The organism is Clostridioides sp. ES-S-0006-03 (assembly GCF_020662275.1).
Taxonomy (GTDB): domain Bacteria; phylum Bacillota; class Clostridia; order Peptostreptococcales; family Peptostreptococcaceae; genus Clostridioides.
Genome location: NZ_JADGMM010000002.1, coordinates 91,312 through 110,007, shown reverse-complemented (window position 1 = coordinate 110,007; position 18,696 = coordinate 91,312). Strand labels below are relative to the sequence as shown.

Here is an 18,696-nt window from a genome sequence, read left to right as displayed (position 1 = left end):
TCTTAAGCATCAATTCTTAAGTTTTGATATACTAAAATTTTCAACTTGAGACTTGAATAACTGTTCAATCTCATAAACGTATATTGATTTTAACTGTCTTTTTATCTTGAGAAAGTCTATTGCTGGATAAATATTATTTGGATAAAAACTCTTATCATTTATTAACCTCCTATCCATCCCTTATCATTCTCCTCTTATTACTTCCCAATCCTCTGCAAATATATCACTTACACTTGGAACCCATGTATTAAAAGAATTTAATGTGTTTTTTATTACAAAGAATGGATAAATTTATGAAAACTCATAATTTCTGCCTTTATCCATTTGCATGTACATTCCTTTCCCATTCAAATATAATCTAAATGCTTTTTCTTCATTTTTTATTAGTGGTAATACTTCTTCAAATTTCATAATTCATTCTCCTTTTCAATTTATTATATAAAAAAAGACCATCTACAAAGATAGCCTTTTAACTTATTCTATTTTTTTATATTCTTTATTCTCTTTATCTGCCAATCCTCATCAGTATTTTCCATTATGTATGTTCTAACTATTTCACCACAATCCAAACATAAATCAGAATATACGGTTGCTACTCCTAGTAAACTATATCTTAGTCCAACATTACCAGCATTTCCTTTTCCTCCCCATTTAATATTTTTTTGAATTTTCTCACTAGCACAGTTAGGACATTTCATGTTTATACCTCCCAAAATTATCATATATTTTATGTACAAGTATGTATATTTGAATTCATTTAGTGTCTATACACTCTTTGATTTACTTATATATTACCAAAAGTTTGTGTACTGAATATGAACTGCATTAGAAGAATTTTAGAATTTAAAAAGACTAAACTTACCCAAACTTAGTCTTTTTAAGGTGGAATTACATATTATGTCTCAAGTTCTATGAATCGAACCTAGATTAATCACCAGTACCTGTATAATGAGTGAAGTTACCAAGTCCCACCCGATTTTTAGACTTTGAACTAAGATACAAAATTGTATGAGATTTTAATCTCAATTCAAATACTTAATATAGTGTATTAATAGATTTTGAACACAATTAGAATTGAACTAGCATCATCAATCATATTATATAAATATTTTTTTTGAATAATTGTATCAATTTGTGGTATAATAAAAAACAAGAAGAACTACAATCTATTGTCAGTAGAGTGGAGTTCGTAATTTAAAATTACTCATTTTTACGGAATGTGATTTTTAAATCAAATTCCCAACCACTCTTAGTTGCCGCTTCGAGTGGTTTTTTACATTTTCCAAATAGTTTGTTAACTATAAAACTGGCAACTAAACGTTCTAGTACACCTCGTAAAAAAATATCCATGCACAATTCACCTCCCTTCTTAACGTTGGGAGGATATTCTTTACGCATGAACCTCACTCTTTAGATTGTAGACTGCTTCTTCTTGTTAACCCTATTATAGCATATATATTTACATAATCTACCTATATTTTACTTTTTCTTTATTTTTATCTAAGGTTAAATGTCAGTTAAAATTAAAATATATTTACTTGCTAGATTATATAAGTAAATGTGAAATTGAAAATTTGATTAGTATTAGATATCTAATTTTAAAATAGCTAAAATTTCTCTTGCTGTTTGCGGCTTTCCAAAAAAATATCCCTGTATGTAATCTGGTTTCATTTGCTTAACTAAATCATACTCCTCCTGTGTTTCTACTCCTTCTAAACACACTCTTATGCCTACATCATGACAAATTGCAACAATAAATCGTATGAATGTAGCATCAAACTTACTTTTTAATATGTCTTTGACAAATACTCTATCAATTTTAACTATATCTATTGGAGAAAATTTTAAAATCTCTAAAGAAGAGTACCCTGTACCAAAATCATCCATAGCAATACGAATTCCTAAACATTGTAGAATTTCAAACTTATCTTGTAAAATACTCATATTTTGTACTGTATGACTTTCTGTCAACTCTAATACAAGATTTTGATAAGGAAAACTTTCCTCAGATATAATTTTAATTACATCCTCAATAAACGTCTCCTCTAATATTTGTACAGCTGAAATATTTACGCTTACTGTAAAAAGAGGATTATAATCAATCCAATCACTACAAGTACGTAATGCCATTCGAAGTACCCATGCTCCCACATCATTTATCATGTCATTTTCTTCCAAAATTGGAATAAATTCTAAAGGAGAAATTGCTTCACCTTTTTGGTTAGTCCATCTTAAAAGTGCTTCTACACCTATTATTTTATGACTTTGCGTGTCTACTTGTGGCTGAAATCTAAGACTAAATCCTCGAAAATTATCATTAATTGATGCTTTCAACTCCCACATCATTTCCAATGAATGCATTTTATTTTTCAAGATTTTTTCAGAGAAAAAAACAAGTTTATTCTTTCCATGTTCTTTAGCATACTGTAAAGAATAGCTAGCATATTTATAAAGTTCTTTTACTGTATCTCCATGCTTTGGATATATAGCACATCCAGTAGAAATTGTTATATTTAATCCATATTTTCTCCACAAGTGAAGATGTATAATCAAATTCTGTATTTGTTCATATAGAATTCGAATGTCATTTTCTTCAACATTATCAACAAGAATTCCCATTTCATCACCATCAAGTTTATAAAGTTCAGCATTACCTGGCAAAATAGATTTTATAGATTGTGCTAAAGTTTTTATTATGTTATCTCCAAAGGCTCTATCATACATCTCATTAACATTCTTAAAGTCATCAATATTTAGTAGCATTATGCATAATTTTTCAATCATGGGATTTGAAAGTTTTTCTTCAAATACACTCATAAACTCATAGTAGTTCAATAACTGTGTTAATGGGTCAATCTTATTTTGTTTACCTAACTGCGTCATAATTCCTGCAAAAATACTTGGCTCTCCAAATTCATCACGCATTAATTGGCCTTTACACTTTAACCATATATATTCTCCACTACGATTTTTAGCTCTAAATTCAACTGTATGATAATCCATATAATCTTTACCTATTTCCATATTTGACTTATAAAAACGATTCCAGTCCTCTGGATGTACAATTTTTTTCCAATATTCAAGTGGATTTTCCACAATTTCTCCTGGTAAATCAAATAATTCAACTTGTGATGGTGAATATCGAAATACTCCTGTTTTGAAGTTACATATATATATATATTCATCTGTACCTCTAATAAGAGCATCATAAAGTAAAGTGGAATCATAATCAAATTTATCTCTTGATATATTTAAATACTCAAAGTTCTCTTTTTTTTCATCGTTATCTGATGCGTGACAAAACTCATCAATCTTAAGTTGTTTGTTTAAATCTATAGAGTTTGTAATATCTATAGATTGATGTATATGAACAGTTGTCCCATCATACCATGTAATTAAACTATCATAATTCTCAAAAACTCTATTTAACTTATTACATTTTTCATACCATTTTATTGATACTCCTTTTTTATTGCTCGCCAGTAATTCTGAAATCTTACAACAACTGCAAGGAATATTTTTTTCGGGATATAATACTTCCCAACAGACTTTTCCTTCTGGAACTAAAATACTGTATTCTTCTTTCATATTTTCATTCATAAAAATAATTTTATTAGTATGAATATCTGTAATATATATATTAGTCTTTATCTGATTTAATATAATTTCAATGTTATGTCTGTTCATATACATGCCTCCTTCATTGTTACTATTACTTATAACAACATTTCCAAAATTATTTTTTATTACAGAGGATTGCTTAATCATTTATATATACACATTAAATAGCTTAATTTACTGGAGAAATTTATCACTTCATATTCTAAATTATAGTTGATAAAAAAAAATACATCAATATCCTATTTACCAATTTAAATGATATATAAAAAATCTATTTGATAATGGATTTGCCCAATATCTTACTTGGTTTCTTATTCATGAACATATAACAAAACAGCTATCCAGTTTTGCAATTATAACAACCAGTTTTGCATACCCACTTGTAAAATTTTTCTAGCCAATATATCATACTATATAGGTTATCAAATGAAATAATACATGCTATTTACTGAATATTTTAATTTTTCGTTTTTTAGGGGGATTGGTTGTGTTTAAAGATAAAATTGATGAATGTGTCCATATAATGACTGCATATATTGCTAATTTAAAAGAATACTATTCATTTATAGAAACTCAAATCGATGATTTTATTAAAAAATATGGCGAAGATACTGTGGAGTCATGTCTCCATAGAATAATGATTTTATTATGTGAGTGTGGTTTGGCATAAAGTCAAGTATATTAAGTAGGCAAAAAGAATTTTATATAAGATTCTTCTTGCCTACTTTTATGTATTTTAGCTTTAATAGTTTTATCCAAAAGTTATGTATTCAAAACTAAAATCTAATAATAAATCTTAAAACTAGTAACAAGAGAATTTAATTAATTTATTTCTAATATACATAAAATCAAATCTTAAGAATAAAGTATTATAAACAAGATAATTTTTAAAGGGAGGAAGTTATGATAGATAATCAAAAATATGTTATTTTATCACTTGAATTACACTTATTTTTTTCAAGAATCATGAAAGAGCATTCTCTTTTTTTGGAAGCAGGATTCACACCTAAGGATTACAATCTTGCTCTAGAAGCTGACCACTATAAAAAGCAATTTGAGGAATTATTATCATATGCTGTTAGTGCTAGCAATGGTGTAATTAGACCTGATATATTATATTCAGAAGAAATTGTCACTAGTCATACATTGAATGCAGAAAAAAAGACAGAGGAATTTACAGGAATAGAAATAAATCAAAACATAACCACAAGAGAATTAAATTTACAAAGTGGTGTAAATCCACAGGTTAGCCAAGATTTAGTAAATTATGTAGCTCAGCTTAACTCAGATTCACTAAAGTTACTTGATGGACTTATTAATCTAAAAGAAAGAGTTCTAGATGGAGTGCTATCATGCAATCTATTTACCTCAAATTACCCTCTACTTATTGAACATATAATACATGAAGCTAACTTATATCGTTCCTATGTAATTGACCTAGAAAATAAAATAGATATTGATTCAAAAGATTTTAAAGAGATAGAATTATTTTGGGACCAAATTATGATGGAGCATGCATTGTTTATGAGAGGATTACTTGACCCATCTGAAAATGAACTAATCAATACTTCAAACGAATTTGCTGCAAAATTTAAGGAATTAATAGAAGAAGCAAATAAAATGAATGATGCTACTATAAATAGTATGACAGATAAAACTCTAGATGAAACAGTTGAATTCAAAGATTTTAAAGAGGCTGGAGTATCTGGAATAGAAGAATGTAAAATAAAATCTATAATATTGCCACTTTTAGCAGACCATGTGTTAAGAGAAGCCAATCATTATATCAGAATATTGGAAAACTACAAAAATATGTAATTAAAAAACTCTAAACAAATTTATATAACATAAAATTAATTAAAGTAAAGATGCATTTAAACTGTTTCTTTACTTTTTTATTATTCAACAGAACTTAAGTCATTTATTTATAATAAATATTTGTGAAAAAATCATATAATCAACTACAATTTACAACATTCTTATATAGTAGTTTTAAAAATAAGAACTCTTAACAGAACTATTTTTCCACTTGATTATTTACTAAAAATTAATAATATACATCTTATAATAAAAACTTATTTGTGTTATAACTATATTGTAACTATTTTCATAATTTTAGGAAAAGTTAATAATAAAATTGGTTTTATGTAAGCTTATTTTGTATAATCTTTTCTTTATCTTTATTTATGCAATTATCTAGTAGGTAAATTTAATTAGCATAATAGTTACAACTTTAAAATTTAAATACAGGAGTGATTTTAGTATGATAAGACAAACACCATTAGAAAAACGTTACGATAAGTTAGGTCCAAACATCGTTACAGCTCTTAAAAAACGCTATTTTGATGCTTATTACTGTAAAACTAAAAACGATGCTTTACAACAAATTTTAGATTTAATTCCTCAAAATCATACAGTCTCATGGGGAGGTTCTGAAACTCTTAAGGAAATGGGTGTACAAATTGCTGTTAAAAATAAAGGATATAAAGTTATTGATAGGGATTTGGCAAAAAGTCCAGAAGAAAGAACAGAAATTATGCGTCAAGCACTTCTATGTGATACTTTTTTAATGAGTAGTAATGCTATTAGTGAAGATGGTCAGCTTTTTAATATTGATGGGAATGGAAATCGTGTAGCTGCAATGATTTTTGGACCAAAAAATGTTATAGTTGTTGCTGGCATGAATAAGATTGTAAAAAATATTGGTGATGCAATACAAAGAACTAGAACAATTGCTGCACCAGCAGTTGTACAGCGTTTTCAAGATGTTAATACTCCTTGCTATATTAATGGTAGTTGTATAGATTGCACAAGTCCTGAAAGTATTTGTGCATATATGGTAACTACAAGAATCAGTCGTCCAGCAAATAAGATAAAAGTAATATTAGTTGGAGAAAATCTTGGTCTATAAAATACATCTGTAAACAAAAATAATTACATAAATAATAAAATAATGTTACATAGTTTACCTACATAAGTGATAGAGAGAAAATTCTATATAAAATTTTCTCTCTATCACTTTTACCTTGTCCTCAAATTTCTATATTCCAATTTTCTTAAATACTATTTCCCTTAGAAATCAAAATATCTACTACTTTTATTATTTAAACTTCTATAATATATAATTTAAATTGTATTTCTAATAAAGTTTTCATAAATACCATAAAGTTTTTTGTTTTAATTTCCGATTGGTGTTTTTTGAATAAATATCTTCTATTTTTTAATAGTACTATACTTGCTCTTTATATTTAGTCTAAAAAATATTGTAATAAATTTATAAGCATTAACTTTTTCACTTAACAATTATTAAAAGAATCGTCGTTGTTTTTAAAATCAGAGTTATTTCTTTCTTGACACTAATATGTATATATATTACTATTTATATAAAGTACTATATATACATATTAGTGTTAATTATTATGTATATAGAAAATAATATCACTACTAAAATAAATTTTCAGGAGGTTCAAGGCTATGAATTATAACTTACTTACTCTTTCATGGGAAGATATTTTGAATTTAGACAAAGAAAAACTAGTAGTATTTGTTGGTATAGCTCCAATTGAGGAACATGGTAGACATTTACCAATAGGTGTGGATATTTATGAAACAGATGAATGGATTAACCTTGCAATTAATAAACTAGACTCAATTTTACCTAGCTATTGTTATGGAAAACTGCCTATAATACCTTTGGGCTTTGCAGATATGGGAACTTTCCCAGGTAATATTCATATTAGCCGTGAATTAATTTACAAAATAATTTATAGTACATTAAAGAACATAGTCAAATGGGGTGTTAAAAATATCGTTGTTATATCTGCTCATGCTGACCCACTACATACAATTGCTATAGAACAAGCCTGTGAATCAATCAACAAAGAATATGGCATAATTTCCATTGCACCTATGGGTTCAATTTTTAATTGCGAACAAAAGGGAATCTTAAGAAAATTTTCTAATTCTATTAAAGAAAAAATCAAATTATTTCCAAATGATTTTCACGCAGGCTGGATTGAAACATCTAATATGTTATCACTCTATCCAGAATTAGTAAATGATAATTACCAAGAACGCCCTGATATATCTATTCAAGATAACGAAATGATGAACATCCAAAAAGTTATCAATACAATTAAAAATGAAGGTCATATTGGATTTCCTAAAGAGGCAAGTGAAGAATTGGGAGTTGAACTAAACAATGACATTGGAGAACAAATATACATAGCTACACATAATTTTATTCTTCGTTCTAATTATGAAAAATATATGAATCATCCTTTATATCATGTCCCAAACTTAAAACTTAAAATTTAAAACTTATAATTACTATAATACTTAATTTTTCAAATCAATATAATCTATTTATAACCTATAAAAAATACCTACATAAACTCTTATAAATAACATAAATAGTATAATAAAAGTGGCACTTATAATTAAGTGCCACTTTTATTATACTATTTATGTTACATATTTAATTATTTTTATATAATTCAAGCAAATATTTATATTGCCAATTATGTTCTTTATTAGCATCTTTATTTCTATAAGAAACAACTTTTACATAATAAACTTCTACATATTGACCATAATTTTAATAAATTATTGAGTATGTTTTATCTATAAATTTAGTTTTTTTATTCTCCATCAAGTTTTTTAAAATAATCTTTATTATACTCAGCTAGATAATCTGTACCTCCTCCAGTAATTACATTTAAAAGTTTCATTGCAAATTCAGGGCTAGCTTTACATATATAATTTTCCCCAGACTTAACGACTTCTAAAGCAATTGTAAACTCTTTTTTATTTGCAGAATCAATGTCCTCCATAGTTGGATTAGGCATCATTTCTCCTAATTTAGGAGGATTCTTTTTTAATATAGAAACCATATCTGTATTATTAATTTTTAAATCTACAATAACTTTATCGTCTTTTTTCTTTATATTTTCGATTTTCCAAGACATATTTTTAGAATACATTTTAAATCCTTCTTTGTCACTATAGATAAAACTACCTAACCCTGATTCTGGAAAATATTTATCTACTTTATCAGAATCTTGAGTCTTTATTGCATTAAACATATTATCTACTTCACTTTTTATTTTATTGTCATTATTACACCCAGTTAATACTAATACTGAGATTGCAAACATCATAATACATATAGTAATCTTCTTCATTAAATTATTTCCCCTTACATTTTTTTTAAATATTGATTTATTCTTTATATTTTTTGAAAAAGTTGCAGTAATTGCATTTTGAGGGCACACTTTTATACAATCACCACATCTAATACATTCTAAACTATTTACATCTTCATATATTGGAATATCAAGCTTACATTTTGACTGACATACTGTACAATTTGTACATTTATCTTTATCAATTTTAAATCTATATATTGAAATAGGATTAAAGAAACTATAAATTGCACCTAAAGGACATAAGTACCTACAAAATGGTCTATAAATCATTATTGACACTAATAAAATCAATATCAAAATACTTAATTTCCAGCTAAATAAGAATCCTATGGATTCTTTTAAACTTTCATTTTCTAAAATAAGAGGTACCCCACCTAATAATGTACCTGATGGACAAATCCACTTGCAAAACCAAGGATTACCACCACCTGCTACATTTACAATAGTAATTGGTAAAATAATTACAAAAACTATTAAAACTATGTATTTTAGATATTTTAAATATTTGTCACCATAAACTTTTTTTACTTTTAATGGAAATGGTATTTTATATAATAAATCTTGAATAAGTCCAAAAGGACAAAGCCATCCACAAACAAAGCGTCCAAAAAAAGCTCCAAATGCCATTAAAAATCCTACAACATAAAATGAAAATTTATAATCCCTACTTGATAAAACGGCTTGTAGTGAACCTATTGGACATGCACCTAGTGCCCCTGGACAAGAATAGCAATTTAATCCAGGTACACACAAGTTTTTACTTTCTCCACCATAAATAGTCCCTTGCAAAAAACCATTTATATATCCATTTGTTAATGCTGTAAATGCAATCTGAGTAATAATTCTTATATTATTGTTTATTTTTGATAATAACTTCATGATTGCTCTCCTAACCAATACCAATACATTCAAGGCAAATCATAATTGCTTTAGTTAATACTATATTTGCTTCTCCACGATATATGCCCAATACAATAAATGAAATACCAATTACAATAATAGAAATACCTTTTTTATTTTCTTTAATAAAGTTACTCATTACTTTTTACCATCTTTAATCTTTCATCTATAATTTTTTTCCATTCTTCTTTGCTATTTGCACCTGCAACTTTGTCACCTACAAATTTCCCGTTCTTGTCTACAAAATAAGTTGTTGGAAACTCTATAATTCTTTTAAAATCAGTCTTTTTCAAACCTTCAGATACTGTTAATTGTTGATAGGTAGCATTTGATTTTTTCATAATATCTTTAACTAAGTCTCTCTCTTCATCAGAAAGACCAGTTTTCATATCAGCTCCATCCACTTCTACAACTAATCCCTTTATAGCTACATTTGAATTATTACTTGCATATTCTTTTGATAAAGCTTCAAGTTCTGGCATCTCACCTACACATGGACCACACCAGGTAGTCCAAACATTAATAAGAGTAAGGTCTTTACTTGAAAACACCTCCTTTGTTACCTTATTTCCATCTACATCTTTTGTTTCTAGATTAAAAAACCATTCACTATTCTTTTCGCTTGTGTCTATAGGCTTAGACTCTTTTTTACTACAACCAGAAAGTATACCTAAAACAAAAACACATCCCAAAACTAATACAAAAAACCTTTTCATACTTCACACTCCTAATATCTATATAATATATAAAATTGTTGATTGAAATAAAAGTAACCTATTCTCTATACTATAGTTATTACATTTAATAAATAATAGCCAACCTAAGGAAAACTATATTGAATATATATAGTTACTAAAATATACTTCTTATCAAACAAAATCTTATATATATGATAAGCTGTAAAACTTAAGATTATATACCTATATTTCTAAAGATTTTCTTAAGATATAATTATCTTTTTCAATAGAGTATAATTATTCTTTCAATAAAAGTTCATTAATCGCTATTCTATAAATTATACGAAACATAAGTTATTATTGATTTAAAGCCATTTATAGTATTAGCAAAGTTTTTCTTGACTATATAGTTACTATATACCTTATTATATATAGAGAGTAATAAAAGGAGGTAAAATTTATGGAAAATTTATTTACAAGAAAATTCACTACTTTTGAATTTCTGAAATTTGTTTCTCCTGCAATTATATCCATGGTATTTATATCTTTATACACAATAGTAGATGGTATATTTGTGTCAACATTAGTTGGCTCAGATGCTCTTGCTAGTATAAATATTGTACTACCCATAATCAACCTTGTTTGTGGTTTTGGAATAATGATGGCAACTGGTGGAGGAGCTATAGTTTCTATACGTATGGGGGAAAATAGACAAGATGAAGCCAATTCTACATTTTCTTTTATAGTTTTATTTTCATTGATTATTGGAATTTTATTCACAATAATCTCGTATTTTTTTGTCAAAGAAATATCTATTTTACTTGGAGCAACAGATAAACTACTACCTTATTGTATAACTTATGGTAAGGTTATGATTTTATGTACACCTTTTTATATTTTAAAATTTATATTTGAATATTTTACAAGAACTGATGGAAACTCTAAATTTAGTTTATTTCTATCAGTAATTGGAGGTGTAACAAATATAATATTAGATTATGTGTTTATTAAATATTTTGGAATGGGTCTTCTAGGTGCTGCGGTTGCAACTGCTATAGGTATCATTTTAACTTGTATTTTAGGTATAGCCTACTTCTTATCAAGTAAGTCTACATTAAAATTAAAAAAACCAAAAACTGATTTTAGACTTATAAGAGATACAATGATAAATGGTTCTTCTGAAATGGTTACAGAATTATCTACAGGAATTACAACATTCTTATTTAATATAGTTGCTTTAAGATTAGCAGGAGAAACTGGACTTGCAGCTCTTACTATAGTACTTTATGCTCACTTTTTGATGACATCGGTTTATCTAGGTTTTGCTGCTGGAGTATCACCATTGATAAGTTATAATTTTGGTGCTGAAAATAGTGATAAGTTAAAAGAAACATTTAAGCATTCTTTAAAATTTATATTTGTTTCTTCTATTTTAGTTTTTATTGTAGCTTTAGTTTTTGCACCACTTATTGTTAGAGTTTTTGTAAATCCTGATAATGGGGTATTTGGTTTAGCTTTACAAGGTCTAAAAATATTTGCTTTTGCTTTTTTATTTGTTGGTATAAATATATTTGCATCAGGATTTTTCACAGCATTTCACAACGGAAAAATTTCAGCTATTATATCTTTTAGTCGTGCCTTTGTTTTTGTAATTATAGGAATTGTAATTCTTCCTCCTATATTGCATCTAAATGGATTATGGCTTACTGTTCCATTTGCTGAAATTATAACTATATTTATATCTATATTGTTTATAAAAAAATATAAGAGTAAATATAAGTATTAGTAAAATATATACTTGTTAAAATTAATAAAGCTAGCTTAAAGTAATTGTATTCAAATTTCGCTTTAGAAACTTCATATTTGTAATGAAATTAAAGCCCTTAAAATCCAAAACAAATGGTTTTTAAGGGCTTTTTACTAGTAATATTTAAATCTACTTTTAAGGTAATTTCTATTTTAATTATAATAAATCATTTGCATAATCCTTAATTGGAGCTCTTCTAAGTAGTAATATTATTAAGGCTATACAAACAAATATAGTTCCTACTTTTAACCCTAATAAAATAGAAGGATTTTCAAATAAAATAATAATTTTATCTAAATATGTAATCATTTTTTGCATATGTTTAATTGCAAAATTAACTACATAAATTAATATCAATATTGGTAGTCCTATTAATATGGTAAAGCTTGTAGCTTTTCTAACCCTATACGTAAAAGCACCCAATAAAGCGCCTATCAAACCTATACATATTTCACTAATACATAAATTTATAAAATAATTTAAATAAGCTAGTGGCATATTTGTTGTTGATGATTTTATTATCATGGGTATAGAGGTCCAAATTAAATCTTGTTTCAGTAAAGCTAACATATCTACCTTATAACCAGTTATAAGCTCAATAGATAACTTTGATAAAAATATCAAAACTATACTTACAATAGAAAGAACAAAGGCTAAAATAATTAAAGTTAGTATAATAGCTTTTATACAATTCTTTCTATCTGCCCTTATACTTAAAGCACCTGAAAAATCTTTATTTACTATAGATATTCCATATACAAATATTAGTATACTTATATAGTTTAAAAGTGGAGTTGTAAATGAAGATAAGTCTTCTTTAGGTAAATTAGCAAAATTTACAATAATAAGTGGTAAAACATTTAAAAAAACACCTATTACCAAAAATAAAATTATATACGTTTTTGTATTTTTATTAAAAAATTTCATATATGGTCTTAATTCATTCAATTACAAAACCTCCTTTTTAGTCATACTTACAAACATATCTTGTAATCCTATATATCCTACATCTATATTTGAATTTTTAAGTATATTTTCATCGTTTTTATTAAAGTCACCATAGTAAAAATAGGCAACTGTATTTCCAAATGATTTTTTAGGCTTTACACTTCTTATTGCTTCTAATTTTTCTACTTCTTCTCTGCTTCCAGTAATATAATGAGCTTTTTGTTTTATAGTATCAATATCTTCATCTATAATAATCTTACCTTCATTTAATATTATTACATGCTCTAATAAATCATCTATTTCATCAATCAAATGAGTTGATATTATTATCGTTCTTGGATTTTTTATATAATTATCTAAGATTACATTATAAAATTCTTGCCTGTTTACTGCATCTAGACCAATTGTTGGTTCATCAAATATAGTAATAGCTGAATTGGAACAAATTCCTATTATATTTGAAAGTATAGTCTTCATTCCCCTAGACAATTGTCTATACTTTTTCTTTATATTTAAATCAAAATATTTACATAGTTTTTCTTCTAATGCCTTATCATAATTTTTATAGAAGCTAGAAGAAAACTCAAATATCTGACCTACCTTAAAGTCTGAATTATAAAATTCTTTTTCTCTTACAATACAAATATCTTCCAATACTTTTAAATCTTCTTTTATATTTTTTCCTGAAATTTCTATATCTCCTTCACTTTGAATTAATTGATTTACTATTATATTCAATAATGTAGTTTTCCCAGCACCATTTTTTCCTAATAAACCATATATTTTATTTTCTTCAAAATTCAGAGATACATTATCAAAAATCTTTTGTTTTTTGAAGCTATGAGACAAATTTTTTATCCTAATAGAGTTACTCATACATTACTCCCCCTTAAAATTTATTATAATATCAACTAATTCTTCTCTGTTTATTTCTAATTTATCTGCTTCTTGAAGTAGATTTTTTATAAAATTATTTTTAAAGTTTTCTTTCCTAACTTCTTTTATTATACTTCTTGCCCCCTCTGATACAAACATTCCTATCCCTCTCTTCTTGTATAAAATATTCTTATCAACTAATGTATTTATTCCTTTCAAGACTGTAGCAGGATTAATTTTATAAAGCTTTGAAAGTTCAGTTGTTGATGGAACCTGCTCTTCTTCTTTTATTCCATCTGATAGTATTTCATCTTCAATTGCTCGTGCTATCTGAATAAATATGGGTTCTTCATTATTTAATATTAATTTCATAGGTTCCTCCTTCTCAAGTTAGTTAATTACTTAAGTAACTAACTATAAGACTATAATATATTATAAAGTTTTCTCTGTCAAGATTAAATAAAAAAAACAGAGGGAAATTTCCCTCTGCCTTTTGTTCTATAAATTTATAATTAAACTAATATCTAGTTGTCATTGTTTTATCCATTAATTAATAGTTTTAATAACCTGTTATGTCTTCATTTTTTAATATTTTACATATTGAACTAGTACCTAATCTTTCAGCACCTGCCTCTATAAATTTTTCTGCATCAGAAATCGATTTAACACCTCCAGCAGCCTTTATCTTAACATTTTCTCCAACATGCTCTTTCATAAGCTTTATATCTTCTAAAGTAGCTCCACATGTTCCCATTCCAGTAGATGTCTTTATAAAATCTGCACCAGACACTGTTACTATCTCACACATCTTTACTTTTTCATATTCCTCTAAATAACATGTTTCTATAATAACTTTTAATATTTTATCTCCAATAATTGCTTTTATTTCTTTTATCTCATTTTCTATCTTCTCATAGTCCCCATTTTTAATATCTGAAATATTTACAACCATATCAACTTCATCTGCTCCATTTTTAATTGCATCTTCAGCTTCAAATACCTTCGTTGCAGTAGTTTGATATCCTAGGGGAAATCCTATTACTGTGCATACCTTTATTTTACTATTTAAATATTCTACTGCTCTTTTTACATATGATGGTGGTATACAAACTGATGCTACATTCATGTTTATAGCCTCATCACATAAAATCTTAATATCTTCCCATGTCGTTGTAGCCTTTAAAATAGTATGGTCTACTGTTTTTAATATGTGTTTCATAAAATCCTCCTAAATATATAATTAATATAGTTAAACTAGTTTTTTAAGTGTAACTTTCTTTTTGCAATATTTAATATCATATCAACTTCTTCAACTTTAAAAATGGTCATTAGTAATGTATAAATTCCACCTCCAACTATTACTGAAATGGTTAATGATACTAACTCGTTAAGTGTACCTACGCCTAAAAGTCCAAATATAAATTTATACGTAAAATATGATAAAATTCCCATAATAACTGATGCTACTAATGATTTTAAGGTTGCTTTTATTATCTTATCTTGTCCAAAATAACCTACTTTCCTTCTTAAATTTATGAAAAGTAACAATATACATGCAATTGATGATGAACTAGTTGCAAGAGCAAGACCACCATGAGCCATAGGTTTTATTAAAATTAAATCTAGCACTATATTTACACAAACAGATATAATACCATTTACCATAGGTGTTTTTGTATCTTGTAATGAATAAAAAACTTTACCTAATATATCTCTAAGTCCAAATGCAGTCATTCCAACTGCATAGAAAACTAAAGCAGTTGCTGTCATTTGAGTTGCTCTAGCATCAAAAGCTCCTCTTTCAAATATAATTCTAACAACTGGATTTGCAAAAACAATAGACCCAACTGAAATAGGAATCATAGAAATTATTATCATATTGACACTAGATTTAACTGAACTAGTAAATTTTTTTTGATTATTCTCTGCACTTAATTTTGACAGCATTGGGTACATAACAGACACTATTGAGGCTGTAAATGTCCCTGTAACAAAACCATTTAACCTATCTGCATAAGTAAGTGCTGGTATACTACCTTTAACTAATGTAGATGCTAAAGTTGTATCAACTAATGAGTTTACTTGATTAACAGCAACACCTATAAACACTGGTGAAAGTAATGCCAGCAATTTTATAAGACTATCATCTTTAAAATCTAAGTAAAATGAATATTTGTAATCTGTTTTTTTAACAAAAAACATGTAAAAAAGTAGCTGAACTATCATAGCAACTACAGCACCAACTGGAAGTACATATGGTCCAAACACGGTACTTATCATTATTGAAATAATTATTACTATATTATAGGGGATACTACCAAATCCAACTATGATAAAATTTTCTTTTATTTGTAAAAATGCTGACATAACACTAGTAATACCTATAAATATTATTCCCATTATAAGTACTTTAGTAAATTTTACAGTAAGCTCAAATCTTTCGCCTTCAAATCCTATAGCAAATATACTCACAAGTTGTTTTGAAAAAATCACACCCAGTATAGCTACAATTATGCATATACCAACTATTATATTTAAGACATTGTTTAAAAATTTTACTGCTTGTTTTTCACCTTGTTTACTACTTATGTCTTGATACATTGGTATAAAAGTAGTAACTATAGCCGTTCCTATTGCTGCAAATATAATATTTGGTATATTCATAGCTGTCAAATAACTTTCTGTATACAAACCTGTTCCATAAATTGATGATAAAACTAATTCTCTACCCATGCCAAGAATCTTAGATATTACAGTAACTATCATCAAATAAAAAGTTGCTTTAGCCACTTTGCTCATTTCATCACTCCACTTCTAACACACTTCTTTTAGTTCAGTAAAAGCTAGCCTATTATATATAATTTAATCTATTATTCCTATATTTTCTGAAGATAATAGTAGTTGTTTATTCTTTAATATATCATAAATAACATTATTTTTTATGTTTTTTATTTATACAACATTTTCTATAATCGCAATTTAAATCTAATAGAATAAATTTAATTGAATTCACAGAAATGGAGTTATTATTTTCTAATCTAGGTAAAACAAAACACTTATATTAGCAATATCTTTAAATTTCATTTTATTCATTTCTTATAACTTAATAATCTCAACATAAGGAAAATATATAATCATTTTTAAGTTATATTTTAACATATTTTATCTATTTTGAAAAATTTTAATCACTTTTACTAAATAACTATTTATTTAAAGAAAATCCAAAAAAGTATTCTCCTCAATGAAGAATACTTAACAGAAATATATAAGTGCATTTTAAATAAAGTACATCAATATGATTATTAATAGTCGTCAATAAGCTAATAAAAACTCAACTTTTCTGCAAGTTAAAGTAATGTAAAGGTAATTTTTATTTTATTAATCTCATATTTTCCTATTGAAAAACCATTATTGATTATGTGTAAGTATAACAAAAGAAAAAACAAAAGTAGGAGAATCTTTCTCCTACTTTCTTTTATATTCGCTTTATAAATATTAATAAAAATGCTTTAATTGTTTTAATTTACTTGGATGTCTTAATTTTCTTATTGCTTTAGCTTCTATTTGTCTTATTCTTTCTCTAGTAACTCCAAACACCTTTCCAATTTGCTCTAATGTCTTAGGGTCATCATCATCAATGCCAAATCTCATTCTCAAAACCTGCTGTTCTTGTTCTCCAAGACCTGTAAGCAATTCTTCTATTTTTTCTTTTAAATTATGTTGTTCCACTTCATGCATTACAACATCTTTAAAATCAGCATCTGATGGTATAAATTCAACTAAACTACTATCTTCATCTTCTTTTAATGGTGTATCCAAAGATACAACATTTTTATCTCGTTTTAATAATTCCAATACTTTCTCAACCTCAAGACCACAAGCATCTGCAATCTCATCTACAGTTGGTTCTCTTAATAATACATTTAAAAGTTCTTGTTTCTTTTTCTTTACAAAATTTATTCTTTGGTGAAGATGTATAGGTATTCTAATAGTATTTTCGCAATCATCAATATATCTTGTTATGCTTTGTTTTATCCACCATGTAGCATAAGTGCTAAATTTGTATCCTTTTTTATAATCGTACTTCTCTACTGCTTTTATGAGTCCTATATTTCCCGCTTGAATTAAGTCTAGCATATCAATACTATCTCTTTTATATCTTTTTGCTATGCTCACTACCAACCTATAATTTGAATTTATAAACTTTTCCTTTGCTACTGAAGATGAGTTGATTATTTCCTTTGCCAGCTCTACCTCTTCTCCTGCTGACAACATTTTGTATTCCTCAATTTCCTTTAAATACATTTTCATCGCATTTGATACATTTGATGAACCCACACAAATATAATTTTCATAATTATTTTCTTTTTTAGTATCCATAATCAAACCCCTTCTATTCATAGAATTTGCTAAAACAAAAATAAATAATTTAAAACTACATAATCTACAACTACATAATATCCCCTTCTTCAAATAAGTTGTTTTGTATATTATGTATACAAAGTTATAAAAACTATACCTATAATATTATTCTACCTCTAACCCTAATATCCTCCTTATATATATAATTTATTTTATTATATATTGTTATATCCTAAGTTTTTAGATTGATATATGTCTAAAAAAAGACTGTTGATTAAACAGTCTTTTTTAATATATA

General features: G+C 26.5%; 19 protein-coding genes and 1 pseudogene. 5 read left to right on the top strand and 15 right to left on the bottom strand.

Going from position 1 to position 18,696, the window contains the following annotated elements:
• Window positions 1-9: 9 nt before the first annotated feature.
• The 6 genes from IR151_RS02645 to IR151_RS02620 form a co-directional block, all read right to left on the bottom strand.
• Complete coding sequence (locus IR151_RS02645) at window positions 10-177, bottom strand: hypothetical protein (protein WP_227432891.1); 168 nt, start codon at window positions 175-177, stop codon at window positions 10-12.
• 6 nt (window positions 178-183) lie between these two features.
• Window positions 184-291, bottom strand: coding sequence for an MW1434 family type I TA system toxin (locus IR151_RS20340; protein ID WP_227831156.1), 108 nt, complete (start codon window positions 289-291; stop codon window positions 184-186).
• The gene (locus IR151_RS02635) at window positions 292-411 is read right to left on the bottom strand and encodes a DUF2829 domain-containing protein (RefSeq protein WP_227432890.1); all 120 of its coding nucleotides are present in this window, start codon (window positions 409-411) and stop codon (window positions 292-294) included.
• 68 nt (window positions 412-479) lie between these two features.
• Complete coding sequence (locus IR151_RS02630) at window positions 480-698, bottom strand: hypothetical protein (RefSeq protein WP_227432888.1); 219 nt, start codon at window positions 696-698, stop codon at window positions 480-482.
• 502 nt (window positions 699-1,200) lie between these two features.
• Window positions 1,201-1,350, bottom strand: coding sequence for a hypothetical protein (locus IR151_RS02625; RefSeq protein WP_227432886.1), 150 nt, complete (start codon window positions 1,348-1,350; stop codon window positions 1,201-1,203).
• 234 nt (window positions 1,351-1,584) lie between these two features.
• Entirely contained in the window at window positions 1,585-3,687 is a 2,103-nt protein-coding gene (locus tag IR151_RS02620) for a bifunctional diguanylate cyclase/phosphodiesterase (RefSeq protein WP_227432884.1), read from the bottom strand.
• 421 nt (window positions 3,688-4,108) lie between these two features.
• Between IR151_RS02620 and IR151_RS02615 the strand changes: the two genes are divergently transcribed.
• The 4 genes from IR151_RS02615 to IR151_RS02600 all read left to right on the top strand — a co-directional run bounded on the left by IR151_RS02615 (window position 4,109) and on the right by IR151_RS02600 (window position 7,938).
• A complete protein-coding gene (locus IR151_RS02615) occupies window positions 4,109-4,291 on the top strand; it encodes a hypothetical protein (RefSeq protein ID WP_227432883.1) in 183 nt (60 codons plus the stop codon).
• Between the two features lie 233 nt (window positions 4,292-4,524).
• Window positions 4,525-5,439: a DUF2935 domain-containing protein gene (locus tag IR151_RS02610; RefSeq protein WP_227432882.1), complete on the top strand. Its 915-nt coding sequence runs from the start codon at window positions 4,525-4,527 to the stop codon at window positions 5,437-5,439.
• Between the two features lie 445 nt (window positions 5,440-5,884).
• Window positions 5,885-6,532, top strand: coding sequence for a lactate utilization protein (locus IR151_RS02605; RefSeq protein ID WP_227432881.1), 648 nt, complete (start codon window positions 5,885-5,887; stop codon window positions 6,530-6,532).
• Window positions 6,533-7,095: 563 nt separating this feature from the next.
• Window positions 7,096-7,938, top strand: a complete 843-nt coding sequence (locus IR151_RS02600; RefSeq protein WP_227432879.1) for a creatininase family protein — start codon at window positions 7,096-7,098, stop codon at window positions 7,936-7,938.
• Between the two features lie 917 nt (window positions 7,939-8,855).
• Here the strand turns inward: IR151_RS02600 and IR151_RS02595 are convergent.
• From IR151_RS02595 to IR151_RS02585, 3 genes and pseudogenes are all read right to left on the bottom strand, one after another.
• Window positions 8,856-9,707: pseudogene (locus IR151_RS02595) on the bottom strand (4Fe-4S binding protein); the annotation flags it as partial.
• 10 nt (window positions 9,708-9,717) lie between these two features.
• Window positions 9,718-9,867: a CD1871A family CXXC motif-containing protein gene (locus tag IR151_RS02590; RefSeq protein ID WP_227432878.1), complete on the bottom strand. Its 150-nt coding sequence runs from the start codon at window positions 9,865-9,867 to the stop codon at window positions 9,718-9,720.
• Window positions 9,860-10,444, bottom strand: coding sequence for a TlpA family protein disulfide reductase (locus tag IR151_RS02585; protein ID WP_227432876.1), 585 nt, complete (start codon window positions 10,442-10,444; stop codon window positions 9,860-9,862). The genes IR151_RS02590 and IR151_RS02585 overlap by 8 nt, the downstream gene beginning before the upstream one ends.
• A 421-nt stretch (window positions 10,445-10,865) precedes the next feature.
• Between IR151_RS02585 and IR151_RS02580 the strand changes: the two genes are divergently transcribed.
• Entirely contained in the window at window positions 10,866-12,191 is a 1,326-nt protein-coding gene (locus IR151_RS02580; RefSeq protein ID WP_227432875.1) for an MATE family efflux transporter, read from the top strand.
• A 177-nt stretch (window positions 12,192-12,368) separates the two neighbouring features.
• Here the strand turns inward: IR151_RS02580 and IR151_RS02575 are convergent, their stop codons facing one another.
• The 6 genes from IR151_RS02575 to IR151_RS02550 all read right to left on the bottom strand — a co-directional run bounded on the left by IR151_RS02575 (window position 12,369) and on the right by IR151_RS02550 (window position 18,416).
• Window positions 12,369-13,160 carry an ABC transporter permease gene (locus tag IR151_RS02575; protein ID WP_227432874.1) on the bottom strand — a complete coding sequence of 264 codons (792 nt, stop codon included), beginning with the start codon at window positions 13,158-13,160 and terminating at the stop codon, window positions 12,369-12,371.
• Window positions 13,161-14,036: an ABC transporter ATP-binding protein gene (locus tag IR151_RS02570; protein WP_227432873.1), complete on the bottom strand. Its 876-nt coding sequence runs from the start codon at window positions 14,034-14,036 to the stop codon at window positions 13,161-13,163.
• A 3-nt stretch (window positions 14,037-14,039) separates the two neighbouring features.
• Window positions 14,040-14,408 (bottom strand): GntR family transcriptional regulator, encoded by a 369-nt coding sequence (locus IR151_RS02565; protein ID WP_227432872.1) that lies wholly within the window; start codon window positions 14,406-14,408, stop codon window positions 14,040-14,042.
• A 187-nt stretch (window positions 14,409-14,595) separates the two neighbouring features.
• Window positions 14,596-15,255, bottom strand: a complete 660-nt coding sequence (gene deoC, locus IR151_RS02560) for a deoxyribose-phosphate aldolase (protein WP_227432870.1) — start codon at window positions 15,253-15,255, stop codon at window positions 14,596-14,598.
• A gap of 35 nt (window positions 15,256-15,290) precedes the next feature.
• Window positions 15,291-16,835 (bottom strand): murein biosynthesis integral membrane protein MurJ, encoded by a 1,545-nt coding sequence (murJ, locus tag IR151_RS02555; protein WP_227432869.1) that lies wholly within the window; start codon window positions 16,833-16,835, stop codon window positions 15,291-15,293.
• A gap of 696 nt (window positions 16,836-17,531) precedes the next feature.
• A complete protein-coding gene (locus IR151_RS02550) occupies window positions 17,532-18,416 on the bottom strand; it encodes an RNA polymerase sigma factor RpoD/SigA (RefSeq protein WP_227432868.1) in 885 nt (294 codons plus the stop codon).
• Window positions 18,417-18,696: the final 280 nt, after the last annotated feature.

Bases quoted from the DNA above. Each gene is read 5' to 3' on its own strand.
- IR151_RS02625 (WP_227432886.1), bottom strand. From the start codon at position 1,350: ATGGATATTTTTTTACGAGGTGTACTAGAACGTTTAGTTGCCAGTTTT.
- deoC (WP_227432870.1), bottom strand. From the start codon at position 15,255: ATGAAACACATATTAAAAACAGTAGACCATACTATTTTAAAGGCTACA.
- IR151_RS02585 (WP_227432876.1), bottom strand. From the start codon at position 10,444: ATGAAAAGGTTTTTTGTATTAGTTTTGGGATGTGTTTTTGTTTTAGGT.
- IR151_RS02635 (WP_227432890.1), bottom strand. From the start codon at position 411: ATGAAATTTGAAGAAGTATTACCACTAATAAAAAATGAAGAAAAAGCA.
- IR151_RS02605 (WP_227432881.1), top strand. From the start codon at position 5,885: ATGATAAGACAAACACCATTAGAAAAACGTTACGATAAGTTAGGTCCA.
- IR151_RS02565 (WP_227432872.1), bottom strand. From the start codon at position 14,408: ATGAAATTAATATTAAATAATGAAGAACCCATATTTATTCAGATAGCA.
- murJ (WP_227432869.1), bottom strand. From the start codon at position 16,835: ATGAGCAAAGTGGCTAAAGCAACTTTTTATTTGATGATAGTTACTGTA.
- IR151_RS02620 (WP_227432884.1), bottom strand. From the start codon at position 3,687: ATGAACAGACATAACATTGAAATTATATTAAATCAGATAAAGACTAAT.
- IR151_RS02600 (WP_227432879.1), top strand. From the start codon at position 7,096: ATGAATTATAACTTACTTACTCTTTCATGGGAAGATATTTTGAATTTA.
- IR151_RS02645 (WP_227432891.1), bottom strand. From the start codon at position 177: ATGGATAGGAGGTTAATAAATGATAAGAGTTTTTATCCAAATAATATT.
- IR151_RS02630 (WP_227432888.1), bottom strand. From the start codon at position 698: ATGAAATGTCCTAACTGTGCTAGTGAGAAAATTCAAAAAAATATTAAA.
- IR151_RS02570 (WP_227432873.1), bottom strand. From the start codon at position 14,036: ATGAGTAACTCTATTAGGATAAAAAATTTGTCTCATAGCTTCAAAAAA.
- IR151_RS02610 (WP_227432882.1), top strand. From the start codon at position 4,525: ATGATAGATAATCAAAAATATGTTATTTTATCACTTGAATTACACTTA.
- IR151_RS02550 (WP_227432868.1), bottom strand. From the start codon at position 18,416: ATGGATACTAAAAAAGAAAATAATTATGAAAATTATATTTGTGTGGGT.
- IR151_RS02590 (WP_227432878.1), bottom strand. From the start codon at position 9,867: ATGAGTAACTTTATTAAAGAAAATAAAAAAGGTATTTCTATTATTGTA.
- IR151_RS02580 (WP_227432875.1), top strand. From the start codon at position 10,866: ATGGAAAATTTATTTACAAGAAAATTCACTACTTTTGAATTTCTGAAA.